At 71.7% G+C, this 20,975-nt stretch carries 17 protein-coding genes and 2 tRNA genes; 7 read left to right on the plus strand and 12 right to left on the minus strand.

Annotation, left to right across the window (positions count from 1 at the left end; all coding sequences use genetic code 11):
* The 7 genes from ACPCK6_RS25750 to ACPCK6_RS25780 form a co-directional block, all read right to left on the minus strand.
* On the minus strand, nucleotides 1-301 hold a 301-nt coding region (locus ACPCK6_RS25750), incomplete at its 3' end, for a hypothetical protein (protein ID WP_423482464.1).
* Nucleotides 302-391: 90 nt separating this feature from the next.
* Nucleotides 392-3,853 carry a LamG-like jellyroll fold domain-containing protein gene (locus ACPCK6_RS25755; RefSeq protein ID WP_423482472.1) on the minus strand — a complete coding sequence of 1,154 codons (3,462 nt, stop codon included), beginning with the start codon at nucleotides 3,851-3,853 and terminating at the stop codon, nucleotides 392-394.
* Nucleotides 3,854-3,969: 116 nt separating this feature from the next.
* A complete protein-coding gene (locus ACPCK6_RS25760; protein ID WP_423482465.1) occupies nucleotides 3,970-7,167 on the minus strand; it encodes a hypothetical protein in 3,198 nt (1,065 codons plus the stop codon).
* A gap of 718 nt (nucleotides 7,168-7,885) precedes the next feature.
* Nucleotides 7,886-8,137 carry a hypothetical protein gene (locus tag ACPCK6_RS25765; RefSeq protein WP_396880160.1) on the minus strand — a complete coding sequence of 84 codons (252 nt, stop codon included), beginning with the start codon at nucleotides 8,135-8,137 and terminating at the stop codon, nucleotides 7,886-7,888.
* A gap of 17 nt (nucleotides 8,138-8,154) precedes the next feature.
* Nucleotides 8,155-8,706 (minus strand): kinase, encoded by a 552-nt coding sequence (locus ACPCK6_RS25770; protein WP_423482466.1) that lies wholly within the window; start codon nucleotides 8,704-8,706, stop codon nucleotides 8,155-8,157.
* Nucleotides 8,707-8,792: 86 nt separating this feature from the next.
* On the minus strand, nucleotides 8,793-9,047 hold the full coding sequence (locus ACPCK6_RS25775) for a hypothetical protein (RefSeq protein WP_396880158.1): 255 nt from the start codon (nucleotides 9,045-9,047) through the stop codon (nucleotides 8,793-8,795).
* 200 nt (nucleotides 9,048-9,247) lie between these two features.
* Nucleotides 9,248-9,323, minus strand: a tRNA-Lys gene (locus tag ACPCK6_RS25780).
* A 187-nt stretch (nucleotides 9,324-9,510) separates the two neighbouring features.
* On the opposite strand from ACPCK6_RS25780, the gene ACPCK6_RS25785 reads away from it, so the two are divergent.
* Nucleotides 9,511-10,785, plus strand: coding sequence for a L,D-transpeptidase (locus tag ACPCK6_RS25785; RefSeq protein WP_423482467.1), 1,275 nt, complete (start codon nucleotides 9,511-9,513; stop codon nucleotides 10,783-10,785).
* Between the two features lie 162 nt (nucleotides 10,786-10,947).
* The gene (locus ACPCK6_RS25790) at nucleotides 10,948-12,243 is read left to right on the plus strand and encodes a L,D-transpeptidase (RefSeq protein ID WP_396880156.1); all 1,296 of its coding nucleotides are present in this window, start codon (nucleotides 10,948-10,950) and stop codon (nucleotides 12,241-12,243) included.
* A gap of 51 nt (nucleotides 12,244-12,294) precedes the next feature.
* Here the strand turns inward: ACPCK6_RS25790 and ACPCK6_RS25795 are convergent.
* Nucleotides 12,295-12,370: transfer RNA gene (locus tag ACPCK6_RS25795), tRNA-His, on the minus strand.
* Nucleotides 12,371-12,460: 90 nt separating this feature from the next.
* Entirely contained in the window at nucleotides 12,461-13,051 is a 591-nt protein-coding gene (gene orn / locus ACPCK6_RS25800) for an oligoribonuclease (RefSeq protein WP_013474266.1), read from the minus strand.
* 74 nt (nucleotides 13,052-13,125) lie between these two features.
* On the opposite strand from orn, the gene ACPCK6_RS25805 reads away from it, so the two are divergent.
* Nucleotides 13,126-14,421 carry a glycosyltransferase family 87 protein gene (locus ACPCK6_RS25805; protein WP_396880155.1) on the plus strand — a complete coding sequence of 432 codons (1,296 nt, stop codon included), beginning with the start codon at nucleotides 13,126-13,128 and terminating at the stop codon, nucleotides 14,419-14,421.
* A 102-nt stretch (nucleotides 14,422-14,523) separates the two neighbouring features.
* Here ACPCK6_RS25805 and ACPCK6_RS25810 read toward each other — a convergent pair whose 3' ends face one another.
* From ACPCK6_RS25810 to ACPCK6_RS25820, 3 genes are all read right to left on the minus strand, one after another.
* On the minus strand, nucleotides 14,524-15,375 hold the full coding sequence (locus ACPCK6_RS25810; protein WP_423482468.1) for a hypothetical protein: 852 nt from the start codon (nucleotides 15,373-15,375) through the stop codon (nucleotides 14,524-14,526).
* Between the two features lie 141 nt (nucleotides 15,376-15,516).
* Nucleotides 15,517-16,242, minus strand: a complete 726-nt coding sequence (locus ACPCK6_RS25815; RefSeq protein WP_396880153.1) for a YcnI family copper-binding membrane protein — start codon at nucleotides 16,240-16,242, stop codon at nucleotides 15,517-15,519.
* 16 nt (nucleotides 16,243-16,258) lie between these two features.
* Nucleotides 16,259-17,926 (minus strand): copper resistance CopC/CopD family protein, encoded by a 1,668-nt coding sequence (locus ACPCK6_RS25820; protein WP_396880152.1) that lies wholly within the window; start codon nucleotides 17,924-17,926, stop codon nucleotides 16,259-16,261.
* Between the two features lie 222 nt (nucleotides 17,927-18,148).
* Here ACPCK6_RS25820 and ACPCK6_RS25825 point away from each other — a divergent pair, with 222 nt between their 5' ends.
* From ACPCK6_RS25825 to ACPCK6_RS25840, 4 genes are all read left to right on the plus strand, one after another.
* Complete coding sequence (locus ACPCK6_RS25825) at nucleotides 18,149-18,736, plus strand: sigma-70 family RNA polymerase sigma factor (protein ID WP_423482469.1); 588 nt, start codon at nucleotides 18,149-18,151, stop codon at nucleotides 18,734-18,736.
* A 30-nt stretch (nucleotides 18,737-18,766) separates the two neighbouring features.
* On the plus strand, nucleotides 18,767-19,294 hold the full coding sequence (locus ACPCK6_RS25830; protein WP_423482470.1) for a MauE/DoxX family redox-associated membrane protein: 528 nt from the start codon (nucleotides 18,767-18,769) through the stop codon (nucleotides 19,292-19,294).
* Nucleotides 19,287-20,003, plus strand: coding sequence for a thioredoxin domain-containing protein (locus tag ACPCK6_RS25835; protein WP_030270220.1), 717 nt, complete (start codon nucleotides 19,287-19,289; stop codon nucleotides 20,001-20,003). Before ACPCK6_RS25830 ends, ACPCK6_RS25835 begins: the two co-directional genes overlap by 8 nt.
* Nucleotides 20,000-20,975, plus strand: a 976-nt coding sequence (locus ACPCK6_RS25840; protein ID WP_423482471.1) for a hypothetical protein, incomplete at its 3' end; no start/stop codon positions are given. The genes ACPCK6_RS25835 and ACPCK6_RS25840, both read left to right, overlap by 4 nt.

The following is a 20,975-nucleotide window of genomic DNA, read 5'->3' on the forward strand; positions in this document are numbered from 1 at the left end:
CGGGCGCCGGCACGGTGATGTCCGCGGCGCCGGCGGCGGGCCAGGTGACCTTCGCCGGGGCGGTGGAGGCGGCAGCCACCGCCGGGTTGGCCGCCTTCGGCTTGGCCGGCAGCGGGTCGCGCTTGGGCAGAACCTTCGACGCGTCCGTGGTCGACGGACGGTTCGGCTTCGCCTCGGCCGAGGCGGGTGGGGTCGCGATCTGGATGAAGCCGGCGGCCATGACACCGGCCATCACCCAGGAAACCGGTCGTACGGTGTGGCGGACGAACCCGCCGGACCGGACCAGGAGTCGGGAGAACATCACCCCTCCAGGGGTTGGGGAGAAGAACGGGGAAAGGTCTCGCGTGCCGGTGGGCCCGCCCGGGAGCGGGCGGGCCCACCGCCTGTCACGTCAGAGCGAGAGTTGTTCGCGGACCTGGACGTTGAGCTTCTCGATCAGGACCTTGTCGGCGACGCCGTCGTAGACCCGGACGTCGTCGACGGCGCCGGACAGGTGCTCCTTGAAGGCGCCGTCGAGCCAGGCGCGGCCGAGCTGCACCCCACCGGTGGCGACGAACGGCGACACCAGCTGGATCGCCTCGGTGAAGGACCCGTTGACGTACAGGGCCATTTCGCGGGCGTAGCCGTTGTAGACGAGGGTCAGGTGGTCACCCTTGCCGACGAGCTTCGGCGCCTCATCCGTGGCCTTCGTGGTCCACTCCGGCGCCACCGTGTCGGTGCTCGCCATCGCCAGTTCCCACTGCCCGGCGTTGTTGCAGCGCACGACGACCGAACTGCCGTTGGTGCCCTTCTGCGAGAAGACGGTCATCGGGGTACCGGCACAGTTGCTGGTCAGCTTGACCCGGGCGCTGATCGAGAAACTGCCCGCCATGTCCGCGTTGGTCGACGTGCTGGCGTAGCTGTCCGCGTTACCGGTCAGCGCGAGGTGACCACCGCCGAGCAGCGACAGGACCGGGTGCTTGAAGACCGTCGCACCGCTGCCCAGAGTGAGTCCCGCGCCACCGCGCTCCTCGGGACTGACCTTGTTGGTCTCCGCGTTCAACCGCCAGTACGCCTTGCGGCTCGGCGCCGTCTTCTGCAGGCCGGTGACCTCGTCGGCGATGATCAGCCGGTCGAAGACGGAGACGTCCGCCATCGCCCCTTCCCAGTTGTCGGCGTAACCGCTCTTGGTCAGCACACGGCCGATCTGGAGCGGACCGCGCGCCTTGGTCAGCGACCTGCGCTGGGCGATGCGCGGGGCGTTGTTCCCGACCTGGAGCGACATCTCCTTCTTCGGCCCGTCGAAGATGGCCGTCACGTACGTCCAACCCGTCGTGGCCGCCGCACCGTCGACCTGCCAGCGGCCCAGTGAGTTGACGTCGTTGACCGGCATCCGGAAGAACCAGGATCCGCCCTCGACGCCCAGCGCGAACCCGGGCTCACCGGTGCCGTCCTGGCTGACCGCCACCTGCCGCCGGCCGGCATCGTCGACCTTGAACCAGCCGGTGACGGCGAAGCTCGCCGACGTGTCGGTCAGGACCGGCTTGCTGGTCGTGAGGTGGGCGTCGGCCGTCCCGTCGAACCGGGCGGCCGTGTCGGACGTCCCGCCCGGACCCTCGACCCCGAACGTGACGCCACTTCCAGCCGTCGCGTCGTTGTCACCGAGCCCGTCGCCGGCGCCGTCCTCGCCCGCGACCTCGCCGAGCGACCACTGGGCGGTCGGCGGTCGCTTGCCCACCCGGAACGTGCACGAGGCGATGCTGCTCGACCGACCGGCCCGGTCGACGGCCTGGACGTTGATCGTCCGCGGGCCCTCCTTGTCCGGGTACCAGTTCGGCAGGGTGACCGGCCCGCCGTCGGTCGTCGGCCGAAGCACGTTCACCCCCGGCGCCGGGTTGGTGTTGAAGCCGTACCGGTACTCCACCACGTCCGTGGCGGCGGAGTCGAAGACGAAGTTGCCGGGCACACCGATCGAACCCAGCCACTCGTCGCTCTCGATGCAGTTCGACGCGCTCGCCGTCCCGTTGTCGGCCGCGTCCTGCGGCAGGTACACCGCGGAGTCGACGTCGGGCGCGCTGGGGCTGGTCTTGTCGTAGAGGAACTGACAGACGTTGCGCGAGCCCTCACTGCTCCACGGACCCCAGCTGGTGTTGTCGCTGGCCCGTACCTCCCAGGAGATGGGGACGTTCTGCGCGATGTCACTCGGGACCGTGTACGAGAAGACCGATCCGCTGGCCTTCAGCGGAGTGGTGTACGAGCGCGTCTGCAACGTCCCGCCGGCCGGCGTCCAGGTCACCTTGAACTCGGCCTTGATCTGCTCGGTGTGAGCCGAGGAGTGGTCCGGATCCCGCAGCACCGCGTTCAGCCGCGGCGGCACGTCCACGTAGGGCGCGCCGGAGCCGTACACACACTGCCCGCCGGGGGACATGGTGAGTTCGTTGAGGTTGGCGATCACCGGAGCCCGGTTGTAGCGGACCGAGAGGACGCCGTTGTCGCAGAACCGCTTGGTGTGCGTCGAGTCGCTCTCGCTGACCGACCGCAGGCCGAGGGTCACGTTGCTCCAGCCCTTGGTCACCGCCTGCTGCACCGCGGCCTTCGCGTTCCACTCCGTGTTCTGGTTGGTGGAGGTGCAGGTGGCCTGCGTCTTGGTCGGTGAGCTGGTGGCGAGGTGCGTCGCTCCGGACCAGCCCGAGCCGCCGGGCTGGTTGCTCCAGTTGGTGGAGGAGGTGATCCCGGCCGGCATCAGGTAGAGCGCCGCCGCCCGCGCGGTCGAGTTGTAGACGTGCTGCAGGGTGACCCGGAAGGTGGCCTCCAGGATCGTCTTGCCCGAGTACGGCGTGGCGAGCCGGTAGAACAGGCGCTTGATCTTCGAGTTGTTGCAGGAGCTGGGGCAGAGGCCGATGCGTTCGTGCCGCTTGCCGTCGAACTTCCAGTACTCCTCGTTGGGGTAGCCGCTGTCCACCATCGCCCATGCGCTGTTGGTGCTGCTCTGCCAGACCGGGTCGATGTACAGCGGGAACGAGGCCTCCGGATCGGTGAGCATGGACCGGTCCGGGGTGAGGGTGAGGGTGTTGTCCGAGTAGTCGAGGCCGACCGGAGCCACCTCCGACGTGTCGCCCGGCCCTTCGGCCGAGGCCGCACCCGGGTCGGTGGACGAGGTGTCCAGCGACCGCGCCGCGGCCGCATCGCCCCCCTCCTGGCTTCCGCTGTCCCACATGGTCGGCGCGTCCGCCTCCAGGACCGGGTTGCCGGTGACCGGGTCCAGGGCGACCACACCACCCTCGGCCGTCTCCTCGATGGTCAGGCCCACCGCGGCGACGCCGAGCCGGAGGTTCTGGAGTTCCGGCAGATCGGCCGCCTCCGGCGTCTTGACCACGAGTACGTGCGAGAAGCCCTCGACGGTGACGTTCGCGACCAGGTCGACATCCGGGAACACGTTCGGGTAGGTCGCCTTGCTCTCCTCGACCACGGGAGCGGGAAGCGGCCCGTGCGGCCAGGTCAGAGTCATGCTCTTCTGGTCCCGGGTGACCACCATCAGCGGTGCGGTGCCGCCCTGGGAGAGCTGCATGCCGAGCAGCGCGGCGGCCGGGCCGTAGGAGCCGTCGGGCTGAACGACCAGGGTGGAGTCGGCGGGCACCCAGGCGTCTCCCTGGGTGACCCGCACCGGCTGGGTGTGGCCGTTGGCGATGAGCGTGCCATCCGGCTGCGCGAAGACGTCGCGGTACTCCGTGCGGTGCGCCAGCACCTCGACCGGCTGGTTGAGTGCCCTGGCGGCCACCAGCGCCTCGGCCTCGGTGTCCCGGACGAGGTCCTCCGACGCCGCGGCGGTACGCGGCGCCGGCTCCGGGGGCTGGACGAACACCACCGTGGACATCAGGCCGGCGAGGCCGAGCGTGAGCCCGAGCGTGAACACCCGGCCCCGTTTTCTCGTACGACGGGCCACCCTCTGGTCCTCCCCCGCTGGATAACTGCTCATGTCGATGGTCTTCATCAGCTGATCGCCGCCCCGAACGTGCTGTGCCCGGTGGGGAGACCGCCCTGTCCCGGCTGCCAGGTGACGCTCGGGACCGTGTTGCCCGCCTTCAGATCGGACCAGGTGAACCCGTAGACGGCGTCGGCGCCGTAGGGAGTGCCCACGTAGAGCCGCTCCGAGGTGGCCGAGAGCGAGGCGCCGACCAGTTCCTGGGCGCCGGCCGTCCCCGGCATACCGCCCGATTCCCGGTGCAGCGTGGTCGGGGTGCCGATCGGATTCGCCAGCGCCGGGAAGACGCGTACCCGTCCGGAGTCGGCCACCGACGTGCCCGCGTCCTCACCCGGCACGCCGATCGCGACGAACATCGTCGCGTTGGTGCCCTCACTGCCCGGCGCGGTGTTCACCACCACGACCTTCTCGCCGAGGTAGTCGCCGTCCTCCGAGGCGTACGTGATCGCGGGCAGTTCGGTGAAGGTGTTCGCAGCCGTGACGTGGAACCGGTGCACGAGCCCGGCATCCGGTGCCGGGGTGTTGGTGGCCGCGACGACCAGGTCCTCACCCGGCACACCGACGACGACCAGCGAGTCGGCCTGGCCGGCGGGAGCACCGACGGGCCGGTACGGCGCGATCGAGATCGACTTGCCGAAGTTGTCGTTGGCCTCGGCGTCGTTCGAGACGTTGGCGACGTTCTGCTCCAGGCCGGCGGCGAGGGTCGGCAACCCGTTGCTCAACGTGTGGCTGAAGACGTTCACCGCTCCGGCGAAGGCCTCGGTGCCGATCGCCTCGCCCGGGGAACTGACCGCCCAGTGGTACGTGGAGGCGGCCACCGCATAGCCCGTCCGGTCGTCGATCTCGGCCGCGCCCGGGATGCCGCTGCCCTGGGACATCGCCACGTTGACGTTGCCCCGGAGGTAGTGGACGATGCCCGCCAGCGCGCCGCCGGTCAGCCCTTCACCGGGCGCGCCGATGACGAGGTACGGCTCACCGCCGGCCGTCCGGCTGCCGGCGACCGCGAAGCCGAACCAGTCGTACGCCTCGGCCGCGTCGGGGACGTTGGCGCTGTCCTGGTGGTACCAGACGGCGGGCGGGCCCTGCGCGAGGCCGGCGGGTGATCCGAACAGCACGTAGACGACACCGGCCTGGGCCTGTCCGCTGACGGCCTGGTTCGGCACGCCGACCGCCAGGTCGGTGCAGCCGTCGTTGTTGGCGTCGTACGCGGCGATCGACGTGCCGAAGCGGTCGCCCGCCTCGGCTGCACCGGGCATGTTGGCGCCGCCCTCGTGCAGGGTGTGCACGGTGGTGCTGCCGCCGTACGTGACGTTGATCCGGCCGGCCCGGATCTGACCGTTGACAGTGGCCTCCGGGTCGGCGATCGCGATGTCGGCGACGCCGTCGCCGTTGAAGTCGCTGTCCGTTCCGCCGGTGCAGCCGGTGACCGGAGTGGCCGTGGTGTACACCTGCACCTCGCAGAACGACGACCAGACGTCGCTGCCGGAGACGCCGTCGGCGGCCTTCACCCGCCAGCGGTAGATACCGCCGTCGACGAAGGCGCCGGCGGGAACGGTCGCCGCCACTGTGGCACCGGAGGCGACGTTGCTGGACGACGCCGATCCGATCGCCTTCTCCGCGTTCATCGCCCACCACTCGAAGGTGACCGTCATCGCGGTGCCGTCACCGTCGGCGACGGTGGCCTTGAGCTGCGGCGTCAGCGTGTTGACGAGGGGACGGCCCGAGCCGGTCGCGCAGGTGGTGGCGGGGACGGTCGACCGGGCCGTCACGGTCGGCCACGAGTTGTAGGTGACGCTGGCCTTGGGCACCTCGGTACTGGCTGCGGCGTTGCGGGAGCGGAACTGCTTGAAGGACTTCGAATCGGTTTCGTCGGTGGCCCGAAGACCCATGTCGGCGCGGGTGTCACCGGCGTTCGCCGCGCGCTGGAAGAACGTGGTCCCGCTGATCCCGATCCAGGCGTCGTTGCAGCTGGCGTCGTAGCCGGCTGTGGCGAGCGTGGTCGCCTCCTGGTTGTTCCACGCCGGCTGGGTGTCCCAGATCATGTCGTCGGCCACCGCGCCCACGGTCCAGAGCTCCCACGACCGGCCCTCGCACAGGGGCGACCACCAGTTCCAGAACGAGACGGTGGCGGAGGTGATCTGCTTACCGACGAAGGCCGTGGTGTCCCAGCGCAGCAACGACCGGGTGACGGGCCCGGTCGGACCGAGCCGGCCCAGCCGGAGGTCGTCGGTGCCGCCCCGGTTGACCGTGTCGCCGGCCTGGATGTACGTGTCGAACGTGGTGTACACCGGGTTGATCGTCGGGTCGATGACGATCGGGTACTGCCGCTTGGAGTCGTTCAGCCAGCGCAGGTCCGGGGTCAGCGTCAGGTCGAGCCCGCCGGTTCCACGGGCCTCGGCGGCGGGGGCGATCGTGGATGCGACAGCCGTCTCGGCGGTGGGGTTGCCGAGCGCGTCGACCCGCGCGTCCCACATCCGCAGTGCGGGGGTGCGCGCGACCACCCGGCCGGCGGCGTCCTCGATGGCGGTGTTGCCGCCGGCGTCGCGGACCGCCCGGGCGGCGTTCGGCCCGGTGATCGGCAGTGTGAGCCGGGCGACCTGCTTCACGGCGCTGCGGTCCTTGACGACGAAGAACGCCTCCATGCCGGCGCGGGTCGCCTCGACGACCAGGTCCACCCCGGGCAGCGTGTCGACATAGGTGGCCCGTCCGCCGTCCAGCTTCGGCTCGGGCAGCCGGCCGGCCCAGCCGACCGCGAGCCGATCCGCTCCGTGGCCGAGGACGGCCAGTTCCGGCGTCCCGCTCGGTTGCGCGCCGGAGACGACGAGATCGAAGGGGTGGGCGACGGCGGCGATCCGCCCGTCCGCGCCCTTGCGCAGGGTCAGATCGACCGGAACCCACTGGTCACCGCGCCGGATCCGGCTCGCGCCGATCGACAGCTCGGCCCGGAACTGACCGTCCGGCAGTGCGAAGACCTCTGTCGTCTCCGACGTGAGGCTCTTGACCTGCACCGGCTTGCCGGACTCGCGGGCGGCCCGAAGGGACACCGCTTCATCGGTCCGGCTCTCCACGCCGCCTGTCACGCCGTCCGGGCCAGCGGCGAGATACTCCGCCGGCTCTCCCGGTACGCCCGCCAACGCGGCCGCCGTCAGTACGGCGACACCCGCAGCCAGGCACGAACGGACAGTGGCCGTCACTCGACGTGCCACAAACCCTCCCCCGTGTGCTTTCCAGTTGTGCGAGCGGGACTCTAAGGGTGCCCTGCCTCAGCGCACAAGGTCGGACACGTTCCGTCAGGACGGATCACTCCGAACTGGACATCCCATCAACGAGTAACCACGCTCAGTAACGAGACTCGCCCTCCACAGTGGAGCTTGCGACGGCCGCCGCATCCACGAGTGGCAGCGCCGGGCGGACGAACCGATCTTCAAAACCGCAGATCAGTAGATGGTTGCCGCAGTCAACTGACCTCGCGCGAACCACTCCACCATTGCGAACTATTTTCACGCATCGCCATCTTCGAATATGACACGGCGTAGTCGTCATTGATCGAACAATTAGCCGATGCGGCACTCGTCCATCGGGAGGCAGTGCCGGACCAGTCAGACTCATGGACACACCGACATGACGGCGGACGGCGTCACCCCAGCCGCTCGGGCAGGTCATCGGTCCAGCGCGGAGCGCCGAACAGTGGCCGCGGAAAAAGATTCGTACCGTCAGAACATCGAGCGATTTTCGTCGCATTCGGGCGCCGGGATCGTCCTCTTCCGCGCAGTGACGTGTTGGTGATCATCATGCGCAACGCCAGCGACGTGACAGGCGACGACGATTACCAGTCCGAAAGCACTGCGGCGCCGATCGTCAAGGTGTGGTCGACCTTCTGATATCCGGGCTGCGGGCCGGTTCAGCGCTCAAGTCCTCCGTGGGTCACTCCGGTCGGCGTTCGACGGGCGCGCTGCTCAGTACGCCGTCGGGCCGCACCTCCTGACACAGACGCGCGAGGTCGACGAACCGGTCGCCGTCGGGCGGGACGGCGTCGAGCAGGCGCAGGACCACTGTGCAGTACTTGGCCATCGTGTTGCGGCCCGGCATGAAGACGGACAGCTCGTCGTGGGCGTCGGACGTCTGCACGATCAGGTCGGCGGGCAGGGACGGCAGCGTCGCCGGGGTGCCATCCACCGCGACCTTGACGCCGGCTAGCGTCTGTCGTCGTCGCGCCCGTCCTGGGGCAGCCCGGAGGCGGCCGCGATCGCCTCGACCGCCTCGTCCAGGCCGGTGGTCTCCGGGAGGACGAGTTCGCCGGGCCAGCCCAGGACGTCGTGCGCGGCGTACCAGCCGCTCATCTGTTCGGCGGTGAAGTCACCGGCCTGCGGGCGGGTCAGATGCCGGCGCAGCGTCTCGGCCAGCGACACGTCGAGGTAGCAGAACAGCGACCGCCCCCGGTGGCCGTCGCGCAGCGAGGTCAGCACCTCGCGGTAGCGCCCGGTGCAGAGGATGCCTTCCAGGATCACGTGGTAGCCGTGGTCGAGGGCGAACCGGGCGGTCTGCTCGATCAACGCGGGGGCGACGCCGCCGGGCTTGTCCCGTTCGCGCAGGACGATGCGGCGCAGGTAGTCCTGTTCGACGAGGGCGCACCCCCGGCCGTGCCGGCGTCGCAGCTCGCGGGCGATGCTGCTCTTGCCCGAGCCGGAGTTGCCCCGGATGCAGACGAGGATCGTGTCCGGGCTGCCGGCGGGTGCGGCGCGCACTGTCCCTCCCTTGGCCGCGAGGACCGACGCCGAAGGCGGGTGGACGCCCGCCGGTGCCGCTCCCGGCAGCCCGGCGGGCGACCTCACTAGCCCTGGGTCTTCACCAGGAACGCGTAACCGATCACCTTCGTGCCGTCCCAGTTGTACATGGGACGGCACGCCTGCGGCTTCGTCCACGACGACTGGTACTTGGGCCGGGCCTCGTTGCAGGCCTTCAACGTCGAGTAGGTCGGGCTCGAGTAATCCGCGTACGCGGGCGCACCAAGGCCGAGCACCAGCGCGCCCGCGACCGAGGCGGCGGCGACGAGGCTACGGATCCGCGGCCGTCGGAAGGCTTTCATGTCGTTCTCCCGTTCTGATCGTGGTCGCCCGACCGTCCATCGTGGTCGTTGCGATCATGATCAGCTTAGGTCGACCACACAAACCGCACCGACGGACACACGTGGCGCTCCACCGACCGGCGGTCGACCCGGGCGCAGCGGGCGCCGTACGCGAAAAAGGCCCTGACCGGCGTGGAACGCCTGGTCAAGGCCTTGATCGTTGGTGCGCCGCCAGGGACTCGAACCCCGAACCCGCGGATTAAGAGTCCGCTGCTCTGCCAGTTGAGCTAGCGGCGCTCGCTGACAACGGGAAGAAGATTAGCACGCCCGCCGAGGCGGGTTCCAATCCGATACCGGGGTCCACCCTTCGGACGAGCTTAACCGGCGAAAGCGGTCAAAACGGTCATCCGATCCGGCGCGGGGGCGGGCGTGTGAGCGTCGATACGGCACGATGTCCGCCAGGCACGCGATGACAGGGGTGGGCATGGGCAGGTTCGCGCGGGCCGGGGCGACGGTGGGCGTCCTGGTCCTGACGGCGTCGCTGGCGCTGACCGGATGCGGCGGCGGCGACGAGGGGGAGAAGCCGGAGTTCGTGCCCGGCCAGCAGCAGGTGGGCGGCGTCTCGTCCTCCGCGCCCGACCCGAGCGTCGCACCCAGCGACAACGCCGCCGCCCCGCCGCTGACGGTGAGCCCCGCCGACGGCGCGAACGCCCGGCCGGTCAGCACCGAGATCAGCGCCCGCATCCCCGGTGGCGGCACCGTGTCGAAGGTGGTGCTCGCCGCCGCCGACGGGACGAATGTCGCCGGGCGGATGCGGCGCGACGGCTCCAGTTGGGTGCCGTCGGCAGCGCTGAAGTACGGCACCAAGTACACCGCCACGGTCACCGGCGCCGGCAAGGACGGCCAGACCTACCAGGGCACCAGCACGTTCACCACGATGGCCAAGCCCAAGTCGATGATCGGCTCCGGCCTCTACATGTTCAGCGGCAAGACGTACGGGGTGGCCATGCCGGTGGTCGCCGAGTTCTCCCCGGGCATCCCGAAGAAGGACCGCGCCGCGGTGCAGAAGCGGATGTTCGTGCAGACCGACCCGCCGCAGCCCGGCGCCTGGCACTGGGTCGACAACGGTACGCAGGCGTACTACCGGGCCCCGGAGTACTGGAAGACCGGCACCACGATCACGGTCCGGCTGGCGCTGGCCGGGATCCCGCTGAGCAACGGCCGGTACGGCAACATCGACCGCAGCGCCACCGCCAAGATCGGCCGCGCGTTCGAGATGACCGTGGACAACGCCACCAAGCAGATGACGGTCTCCGAGAACGGCACGGTGATCCGTACGCTGCCGGTGAGCCTGGGTAAGAAGAGCACCCCCTCCTCCAGCGGCACGATGGTGGTGATGGAGAAGAAGGAGTCCACCGTCTTCGACACCCGCAGCGAACCGGACCCGGCCAACCGCTACGTCACCGAGATCGACTTCGCTCAGCGGATCACCTGGGGCGGCGAGTACATCCACGCCGCGCCCTGGTCCGAGGGCGTGCAGGGGCGCCGCAACGTCTCGCACGGCTGCGTGAACGTGTCGATGGCGAACGGCCGGTGGCTGTTCGGCAAGACGATGGTGGGCGACCCGATCACGGTGAAGGGCACCGAGCGCCGCCTGGCCCCCGGCAACGGCTGGACGGCGTGGAGCATGAGCTGGTCGCAGTTCGTCGCCGGAAGCGCGCTGCCGGTTCCGCAGGGCGGGCAGCCGGCGCCGTTCTGACCGGCGTAACGTGGTCGGACACGCCACCTCCGACGAAGCGCCGGACGCCAGTGGAATCGTTACACCCGCGCGGGGTGTTCCGTTTCACGTCCGGCAACGCGTACCCGCTCCGGCGCGTCTGACCTGAGACGACGGGGAACGGCATCACCTTGTGAGGGAGTCATGCGAGCTGGCCAGGACGAACCGATCCGGGGCGCGAGCGCCCGACGCGTCGGCCGCCGCCGTGCGCTGGCAGCCGGGCTGCTCGCCGCCGCGATGGCCCTGACCGCCTGCACCAGCGGCGGCGGCGACGAGCCGTCGAGCTGGCAGGGCGGCGGCGACGGCGGCGAGAAGGCCCCGAAGGCGGCGGCCACCATCAGCGAGCCCGCCGCCGACGCCAAGGACGTACCGGCGTCCACCGCCGTCACCTTCACCACGAAGGAGGCGCAGGAGACCACGGTCGAGCTGAAGGACGCCGCCGGCAAGGTCGTCGACGGCACGCTCGCGGCGGACGGCGGGAGCTGGCTGCCGTCAGCGGCCCTGGAGTACGGGCAGACGTACACGGCGACCGTCACCGCCACCGGCGACGACGGCAAGCCCGCCACCGCCACCAGCACGTTCACCACGATGGCGAAGCCGGCCAAGCAGGTCCGGGTCACCAGCTTCCTGGGCGACAACCAGGTCGTGGGTGTGGGCATGCCGCTGATCGTGAAGTTCGGCCGGGCCATCCCGGAGGACTACCGCGACGACATCCAGCGCCGGATGACAGTCACCTCGAAGCCGGCCCAGGAGGGCATCTGGCACTGGGTGAGCCCGACCGAGGTGCGCTACCGGCCGAAGACGTTCTGGAAGGCCAACAGCACGGTCAGCTACAAGGTGCAGGCCGGCGGGCTGCCGCTGGGCGGCGGCTGGTACGGCCGGGCCGACCTCAGCGTCGACGTCAAGATCGGTCCGTCGTTCGTGATGACTGTCGACAACCGCACCAAGCGGATGACCGTCACCCGCGACGGCAAGGTGGTCAAGACCATCCCGGTGAGCCTGGGCAAGAAGAGCACCCCCTCCTCCAGCGGCACCATGGTGGTGATCGAGAAGCTCCGGCACACGGTCTTCGACACCCTGGAGGAGCTGGGCCCGGAGGAGGGCTACCGCACCGAGATCGACTACGCCCAGCGGCTCACCTGGGGCGGCGAGTTCATCCACGCCGCGCCGTGGTCCGAGGGCGTGCAGGGCCGCACGAACGTGTCGCACGGCTGCGTCAACGTCTCGATGAAGGAAGGCAACTGGCTGTTCGCCAACACCCGCATCGGTGACCCGATCACCGTGAAGGGCACCGAGCGCAAGCTCCAGAACGGCAACGGCTGGACCGACTGGAACATGAGCTGGGACGAGTACGTCAAGGGCAGCGCCCTGCCGTACGAGCCGCCGTCGGCCGACACCACGCCGGACGCCGGTACGCCGAGCGTCGAGCCCACCCCCTGACCCACCTACATGACGACGAAGCCCCCTCCCGGAGGAGGGGGCTTCGTCATGTGGGGTGACTGATGGGAATTGAACCCACGACAACCGGGACCACAACCCGGTGCTCTGCCAACTGAGCTACAGCCACCATGCTCGCCGCTCCGGTCGCCCGGGGCGGTGCGCGGACTCATCATAGCCACACTCCCACCGACCCCGTCCACCGGGTTCGGCGCGGGCGTCAGAGCTGGGCGGCGATCGCCTTCGCGGCCTCGACGTCCGGTCCCGGCAGCGGCACGAACACGGTCCGCCGGTAGTACTCCAGCTCGCGGATGCTCTCCCGGATGTCCGCGAGGGCCCGGTGGGCCAGGCCCTTCTGCGGCTGCCCGAAGTACACCCGCGGGTACCAGCGCCGGCACAGCTCCTTGATCGAGGACACGTCGATCATCCGGTAGTGCAGGTGCGCGTCGAGCCGGGTCATGTCGCGGGCCAGGAAGCCCCTGTCGGTGGCGATCGAGTTGCCGCACAGCGGGGCCGTACGCGGGTCCTTGACGTAGCTGGTCACGTAGTCGAGCACCATGTCCTCGGCCTCGGCCAGCGTCACCGTGGAGCGGCGTACCTCCTCGGTGAGGCCGGACTTGGCGTGCATGGTCCGCACGATCTCCGGCATGCCGTCGAGCGCCTCGTCGTCGGCGTGGATCACCACGTCCACGCCGTCACCGAGCACGTTGAGGTCGGGATCGGTGACGAGCGCGGCGACCTCGATCAGGGCGTCCCGCCGCAGGTCGAGCCCGGTCATCTCACAGTCGATCCAGACGAGAAGATCAGCCACCGGAACAGACTACGCGCCGCCGACGCGCCCGCGCCTCGGCCCGGCGGCCGAGGTGGACCGCTAGGGTTTCCTGCGTGCCAGCCGAACCCGTCGCCCCACCCGCCGTCGCCCGCGACGACGCGGGCGGGCGTACGGCTCGCCGGGTGCTGACGGTGCTGGCGCTGGCCGCGATCCTGCCGGCGCTCTACCTGCCCAACCTGCGCCACGACTACTACGACCAGAAGATCTACATGTCGGCGATGGACTGGTGGGCGGCCGGGCACCCGCTCTACGACTACGTCCAGCCGGACCGGGTGCAGGGGGCGCTCTACTTCACCTACCCGCCGTTCGCGGCGCTGCTGCTGGCGCCGTTCGGGTATCTGCGGCTCGGGGTGGCGATCGCCGCCTTCGCGGTGCTGACGGTGGCCGCCGTGGTGGTGACCACCCGCTGGCTGGTGCTGCCGGTGCTGCGGCGGCACGACCTGCCGCGTGGGTTCGGCCTGACCGTCGCCGTGCTGCTGGTGCTGGCGGTGGAGAGCACGCGGGAGACGCTCACGCTCGGGCAGATCAACATGCTGCTGGTGGTGCTGATCCTGGCCGACCTGCTGTTCGCCGTACCGCAGGGGCGGCGCTGGGCGGGTGTGGGCGTGGGCCTGGCCGCGGCGCTCAAGCTGTTCCCCGGCATCTTCGTGCTCTACCTGCTGGCCGCCCGGAAGTGGCGGGCGGCGGCCGTGGCGGCGGTGACAGCGGCGGCGGCCACGCTGCTGGCGGCGGCGGTCGCGCCGGGTGACTCGTGGCGGTTCTGGACGCACGAGCTGTGGGTGACCGACCGGGTCGGCCGCCCCGACTACACCGGCAACCAGTCGCTGTTCGGGCTGCTCAGCCGCCTGACGGCGCCGGCCGAGCCGGACCGGCTGCTGTGGCTGCTGCTCGCGCTGGCGGTGGCCGCGTTCGGCCTGTGGCGGGCCGCGCGGGCGGCCCGGGCGGGGGACGCGCTGGTGGGTCTCACACTGACCGGGCTGGTGGGCGGGCTGGTCAGCCCGATCACGTGGATCCACCACCTGTACTGGTTCATTCCCGCGGTGGTGGTGCTCGTCGACGCGGCGTTGGACGCCGATCCGGCGACGCCCGCCGGGGCCCGCCGTCGCGGCGGCCTCTTCGCGCTGGTCGCCGTCGTCGGCCTGCCGATCGTGTACGGGTTGGTGACGTTCCAGGACTGGGGTACCGCCATCGTGCACACGGACGATCCCGTCGACTTCGTCGTCCGCAACGTGTACGTGCTGCTCAGCCTGCTCCTGCTCGCGGTGCTGCCGATCCGCCGGAAGGCGGGCGAGAAACCGATGACCCGGACTGAACGGACACACCTCGCAACAAACGGCGATCAGCGCTAATCTGGTATCAACTACCTCAGTTTTCTCCCAGGTAGCACCGATCCCCCGGTGAAGAACGGCCCTCCGCGTCGGCAGCGCGGAGGGCCGTTCGGGCTCCCGTCGTCAACGCTTGTCGTCGGGGCACCGGCGGGGCGGCGCGGTGATCGCCGCACGGGTCCGCCCGCCCGAGGCTGAGCCCACCGCCACCAGGTGCCGCTCGGGTCGCGACGCCGGGCCCGGCTGCCGGCCCAGGCTGCTCAGCGAGGTGACGCCGAGACGCCCGGCCAGCACCGGCACCTGGTCCGGCTCGACCACGAAGACCACCTCACGCGGGCGCAGCGGGCGGAGCAGCACCGCCACGGCGAGGACCACCAGCAGCGTCCCGCCGGCCAGCAGCGCCCACGCCAGCCCGGGGAACCACCCGGCCCGCAGCTCGGCACGCATCCGCAGGTCGAGCCCGTCCGCGCCGTCCACGCGCATCACGACCAGGCTCAGCGACCGGCCGGACAGCTCCGCCGGGCTCCACTCCAGGGAGCCGACGCCCTCGCGTACCCAGAAGGGCTGAGTCATCGGCGCGGCGGTGGCGGCGCCGGCGGTGGCCGGGTCGAGGTCGACAGGCAGCGGGCCCCGGGTGACCGCGACGCGGCGCACGGTGCTGTGCGGGACGTCGGCCAGCCACCGTCGCACCTGGTCGGCCGGGGCGAGGCCGAGGAAGACGGGGCCGTCGTCGTCCCGCGCGGTCAGGTGCAGCCGGGCCTGCCCGGTACGCGCCAGCGGCAGGTCGGCGCGCAGCAACGCGTCCACGTCGGCCACGACCACCGCGCTCGTCGGCGTGCGGACCGGCTCGAACCGGGCGCCGAAGCCACCATCGGGGTCGGCGTGCCGGGCGGCGAGCCAGAGACCTCCGCCCGCCAGCAGCGCCGGAATCCCCAACGCCAGCAGCACCATGCCGGCGATCGTGCGCACGAAACGCATTCGCGTCGTCCCTCTCGGTAGCCGATTACCCGGCCGACCTTACCGACGGGGGTCGGCCGATCGCCGGATATCGGCGGCACCGGGGCCGGAACGGCGACCGGCCCGGCGGATCGTTCCGCCGGGCCGGTGCGTGGCTCGCGTTCAGGACTTCGCGGCGGGCTCCCGCCGGGTACGCGCGAACGCCAGACCGCCGAGGGCCAGGCCACCCAGGCCGGCGACCAGGCCGGCCACGCCGAGGGCGGTGGCCGCGCCGGAGCCGTCGTCGTCGTCATCGTCGTCGGCTGCGGCGGCCGGCGCGCTCGCAGCGGACGAGCCGGGCGCAGCCGCGGCCAGCGTGAGCACCGGCGCCGGGTTCTCCGGCTCCTCCGCGCCCGGCGTGGGCTCCTCGATCCACCGGGAGACGTTGCCGTCGGAGTACGTCTGGAGCACCTTGAACACCATCGTGTCGGCCTGCGGCAGCGGGCCCATCGACACCGGGAACTCCTGGAACTCGCCCGGCTTCACGCCGCCGTTCGGCGCGGCCGTGAAGGTCAGCTTGGAGACCGCCTCGGTGAGCTGACTGCCGTGCACCTCGATCGGCGGGTCGACCTTGCGCTTCTCCACCGCCACCGTCCAGCCCGCCACCGGCATGGTGGAGACCGAGCCGACCGGGGCGTTCTCCGGCAGGTTCACCTCGACCTTGACTGTCGACGCCGTGTCGCTCTCGTTCGGCACCCGGAACGCGAACCGGCCGTAGCCGCCCTGCTTGGCCTCGGCCGGGTTGATCGTGACGTGCGCCGAGGCCGGACCGGCCACGCCGAGCACCGCCGTGGCGACGGCGGTGAGGGTCAGCGCGGCGACTGTCGCGGAGCGCCGGAGACGGATCATCAGATGGGACCTTCCATTACTTGATCGGCACGGTGGCGGTCACCGTGGCCTGGTCGATGTCGGTCGTACGGACGGTGATGCGCACCTGCCAGTCGCCCCGGGCCGGCAGGTTGATCTCGCCGGTGGCGTGGTTGTCGCTCAACGGCAGCAGCGGGACGGTGATCGGCTCGATCCCGGCCGACGGCAGCGCGGCGGTGACCTTCCACTCCTGCACCGGCTGCGGGCGGCTGTCCTTGGTGTAGGCGTACAGGTGCATCGAGTTGTTGCCGGTCTCGGCCGGGTCCACCTGGACCTCCAGCGAGTAGATCGGGCTGCTCAGCGTGGCCGAGAAGTAGCCCTGCTCGCCGCCCGCGACGTTCGCGGCGGCGGTGCGTGCCGGGGTGGTCTGCACGAGCGTCGCCGACACGCCCAGCACCACCGCCGTGATCACCAGCTCGGCCACCACGGCCCGCCGCATCGAGCCCGGCCGGCCGGCGGCGACCCGCCGCCGCACCAGCGCCCGGGAGTACGCGGCCACGCCGATCACCAGCACGAACAGCGCGATCTTGGCGAGCAGGAGCCGGCCGTACGTGGTGTCGAACAGCGCCTGCAGACCGGCCACCTCGATCAGGCCCTGCACCGTGCCGGCCAGCAGCAGCGCGGCCACCGCGAGCGCGGCCCAGCGGGACCAGATCGGCAGGATCGCGTCCAGCTCCCGCTCGTCGGCCTGACGCAGCAGGAACACCGCGAGCATGACCAGGCCGCCCAGCCACACCGCCATGCCGCCCAGGTGCACCGCGTCCACCACCACCGACACCGCGGGCGCGGGCGAGGCCGCCGCGTGCCCGGCCAGGGGCCAGGTGAACAGCGCCGCGCCGCCGAGGACCGCCAGGATGATCCCGTCGGTACGGCCGATCGGGCCGGCGAACAGCGGCCGGAGCAGGAACGCCGCCGCGGCGAGCAGACCCAGCCGGACCAGGTGGGTGGTGCCGTAGGCGCTGCCGAGCACGTCACTCAGGCCCGAACCGGTCACGTCGAACAGGCCGCCGCCGTTGACGTACGGCACCTGAAGCCACACCTCGGCCACCGTGGCCACCGCCAGCAGACCCAGCCCGGTCCAGGCCAGCCGCGCCGGTCCCCGGCGGGACAGCCGGCGCGGCCAGAGCGCGGCGAGCACCAGCGCCGGGCCGACGAGCAGCAGCAACCCGACGTAGCCCGCGTACTTCGCCACCTTCACCGCGGTCTCGGTGACCGGGTTCGCCCGGTTGTCCGAACCGCTGTCGGTGGGTGGCTCGGACGGTGCGCCGACGGAGTAGGTGAAGGCGCCGGAGACGGGGTGGCTGTCGGCCGAGATGACCCGGTAGCTCACCAGGTAGGTGCCGCGCCCGCCGGACGGGTCCACCGGGATGGTGACCTCGGCGCCCCGGAACGTCGGCTCGCCCCGGTCGGCCCGCGAGCCGTCGGGGGCGATCACCCGGACCTTCCCGGGCACCTTGCGGACGCCCTCGCTGAACGTGATCACCACCTGCGCGGGCGCCTCGGGCACCACGGCGGAGGCGGCCGGGCTGCTGCTCACCAGCACCGCGTGGGCGGCGGCCGGGGAGGACGGCACGAGCAGCAGGGCGACCAGCAGGAGCAGCAGCCCGGCGAGGGCCCCGGAGCGGGCGGCGACGACCCGGGACGGGCGGCGTACGGCAGCAGTCATGACCGCCATGGTTCCCGAACCGGTGCGGGTCCGGCGAGCCGGTCTCCGGCGGGCGTGACCGAGCGCCCACCCGGTGCGGCGGCGCGCGCCACGCCGGGCCTGCTCGGAGGTCATGGGAGGGTAGTCGGACGGCGGCCGGAAAAAGTTCCCGGCGTGTGCGGGACCACGGAATGGGTCGAAGGACCCTGTCCCCTCCAGGTACGCCGCGTAACCTCGGGTGACGTGATCCCCGGCCCGCGCGACACCGCCGCCGACCGCCCCGAGTCGGCGTCCGACGCTGCCCGGGACGCGGCCACCGGCTGGGCGCTGGCCGCCCGCGGCGGCGACCGCGACGCGCAGGCCGCCTTCGTCCGGGCCACCCAGGCCGAGGTGTGGCGCTTCGCCGCCGCGCTCGTCGACCCGGACACCGCTGACGACCTCACCCAGGAGACGTACCTGCGGGCGTTCCGGGCGCTGTCCGGCTTCGAGGGGCGCTCCAGCGTGCGGACCTGGCTGCTCGGCATCGCGCGGCGGGCCTGCGCCGACCACCTGCGCACCGTCGTACGCCGCCGTCGGCTCGACGCGCGGCTCGCCGCCCAGGCCGCCACCGACCACCCCTACCCGGACCCCGCCGGGCAGCTCGGCGCCACCGATTTGGTCCGCCGGCTGTCCGCCGAGCGGCGCTCCGCGTTCGTGCTCACCCAACTGCTCGGCCTGTCGTACGCCGAGGCCGCCGACGTGGAGGGGGTGCCGGTGGGCACCATCCGCTCCCGGGTCGCCCGCGCCCGCGACGAACTGGTCGACGCCGTCGGCGACACGCTGGCCGGATAGCGGGAACCTTTCGTGGCGCTCGGACGACGAATGACTGTGACCCCCTCCCCCTCAGCTCGGGCCGGCCGCTGGCAGGCCCTGCGGCCCTGGCTCGGCGTCGCGGCCCGCCTCGGACTCGCCGCCGTGTGGCTGATCGCCGGCGGCACCAAGGTCGGCGACCTGGCCGCCTCCGGCCGGGCCGTGAACGCGTACCAGGTGATGCCGTACGACGTGGCCACGGTGATCGGCGCGGCGCTGCCGTTCGTCGAGCTGGCCCTGGGCGTCCTGCTGCTCGCCGGGCTTGCCACCCGCGTCAGCGCCGGCGTCTCAGCGGCGCTGCTCGTGGTCTTCATCGCGGGCATCGCCTCGGCCTGGGCCCGTGGCCTGGCCATCGACTGCGGGTGTTTCGGCAGCGGCGGGCAGCTCGCCGCCGGCCAGACGCCCAGCTACCTCCCGGAGATCCTCCGGGACCTCGGGTTCCTGGTACTCGCCGGGTTCCTGCTGATCTGGCCCCGCACCCCGTTCTCCGTGGACGGGTGGCTGGCGGGCGACGACACCGTGGAGGACACCGATGAGTAGTCGCAAGGGGCGCAAGGACGCGGCCCGCGTCGTACGCGAGCAGATCGCCCGGGAGAAGCGGCGCAAGCGCACGCTCTGGACCTCGATCGCCGCGGTGCTGGTGCTCGTCATCGCCGGTGGCATCGGCTGGGCTGTCTACTCCAGCCAGAAGTCCGACGAGTTCACCGCCCCGCCCGGGGCCAACGACGCCGGCACCGGCATCGTGCTCGGCACCGGACCGGTCACGATCGACCTGTACGAGGACTACCTCTGCCCGGCCTGCAAGCAGTTCCAGCAGATCAACGGCGAGACCCTCAACCAGCTCGTCAGCGAGGGCAAGGCCAAGCTGGTGTTCCACCCGGTGGCGTTCCTGAACCGCTTCTCCACCACCGAATACTCGACCCGCTCCTCGGCCGCCTCCGGCTGCGCCGCGCAGGGCGGCAAGTTCCGCGAGTTCACCGACCAGCTCTTCGCCAAGCAGCCGCCGGAGGGCGGCGCCGGACTCAGCAACGACGAACTCGTCGACATCGGCGCGGGCGTCGGGCTGAACCGGGACGAGTTCGCCTCCTGCGTCTCCGACGGCACGTACCGGTCGTGGACCGAGCACGTCACCGACGAGGCGAGCAAGTCCGGCGTGACCGGCACCCCGACCATCAAGGTCAACGGCAGTGAGCTCCAGGACCGCAGCCCCGAGGGGATCAAGTCGGCGGTGGAGGCGGCCGGCAAGTGATCGCACCCCTGCGCCGGGCCGCGCTGGTGCTCGCCGTCGCGGCCACCGCGCTGCTCACGCTCGCCGCACCGGCCGCCGCGCACGGCGCGGACGCGCCCGACGGCACCGACTACCGCGCCACGATCAGCGGCGTCGACCCGGACCGCCCCGGACTCACCGCGCGCATGGTGGAGGCCGGCGCGCGGCTGGAGCTGACGAACGACACCGGCGCCGAGGTCACCGTGCTCGGCTACTCCGGTGAGCCGTACCTGCGCATCGGCCCGGGCGGCGTGTACGAGAACCGTCACTCCCCCGCCACGTACCTGAACCGGACGCTGGCCGGGGAGACCCGGCTGCCGGCCGAGGCGAACCCGGCCGCCGCGCCCGACTGGCGGCGGATCGACGACGGCCCCACCGCCCGCTGGCACGACCAGCGCACGCTGTGGCGGGAGGAGGCTCCGCCGGCCGCCGTCGCCGCCGCCCCGGGCCGGGAACACCGGGTACGCGACTGGGCGGTGCCGCTGCGCGCCGGTGACACCACCGGGGCCGTACGCGGCACGCTGGACTGGGTGCCGCCGCCCGACCCGTACCCCTGGTGGGTGGCCGCCACGCTGGGCTTCCTGCTGATCGGCGCGGCCGGGCTGGCGCCTGGTGGCACCGCCGCCGGGGTACGTGCGCTGCGCGCGGTCGGCGCGCTGCTCGCAGTGGGCGGCGCCGCCACGGTGGTGCTCACCGTCGCCCGCGCGCTGGACACCGGCGCGCCCGGCGTCGGCGGAACGCTCGCCGAGCTGGTCACCGGGCAGGTGTGGACGCTGCTCACCGGGCTCGGCGCGCTCGCCGCCGGCGGGTACGCGCTGGCCCGCCGCCCGGCCGCCGACTTCGTGCTGGCGCTCGCGGGTGCCTGCCTCACGGTGTTCGCCGGGGCGACGAACCTGGCCGCGCTGTCCCGCGCGATCCCCCCGGCCGCCGGCCCGGCCGTGCTGGTGCGGGTGC

The organism is Micromonospora sp. AB353 (assembly GCF_049538395.1).
Lineage (GTDB): Bacteria > Actinomycetota > Actinomycetes > Mycobacteriales > Micromonosporaceae > Micromonospora > Micromonospora aurantiaca.

Bases quoted from the DNA above. Each gene is read 5' to 3' on its own strand.
- ACPCK6_RS25775 (WP_396880158.1), bottom strand. From the start codon at position 9,047: ATGAAAGCCTTCCGACGGCCGCGGATCCGTAGCCTCGTCGCCGCCGCC.
- ACPCK6_RS25815 (WP_396880153.1), bottom strand. From the start codon at position 16,242: ATGATCCGTCTCCGGCGCTCCGCGACAGTCGCCGCGCTGACCCTCACC.
- ACPCK6_RS25835 (WP_030270220.1), top strand. From the start codon at position 19,287: ATGAGTAGTCGCAAGGGGCGCAAGGACGCGGCCCGCGTCGTACGCGAG.
- ACPCK6_RS25820 (WP_396880152.1), bottom strand. From the start codon at position 17,926: ATGACTGCTGCCGTACGCCGCCCGTCCCGGGTCGTCGCCGCCCGCTCC.
- ACPCK6_RS25810 (WP_423482468.1), bottom strand. From the start codon at position 15,375: ATGCGTTTCGTGCGCACGATCGCCGGCATGGTGCTGCTGGCGTTGGGG.
- ACPCK6_RS25755 (WP_423482472.1), bottom strand. From the start codon at position 3,853: ATGTCCACGGTGGTGTTCGTCCAGCCCCCGGAGCCGGCGCCGCGTACC.
- ACPCK6_RS25785 (WP_423482467.1), top strand. From the start codon at position 9,511: ATGGGCAGGTTCGCGCGGGCCGGGGCGACGGTGGGCGTCCTGGTCCTG.
- ACPCK6_RS25790 (WP_396880156.1), top strand. From the start codon at position 10,948: ATGCGAGCTGGCCAGGACGAACCGATCCGGGGCGCGAGCGCCCGACGC.
- ACPCK6_RS25830 (WP_423482470.1), top strand. From the start codon at position 18,767: ATGACTGTGACCCCCTCCCCCTCAGCTCGGGCCGGCCGCTGGCAGGCC.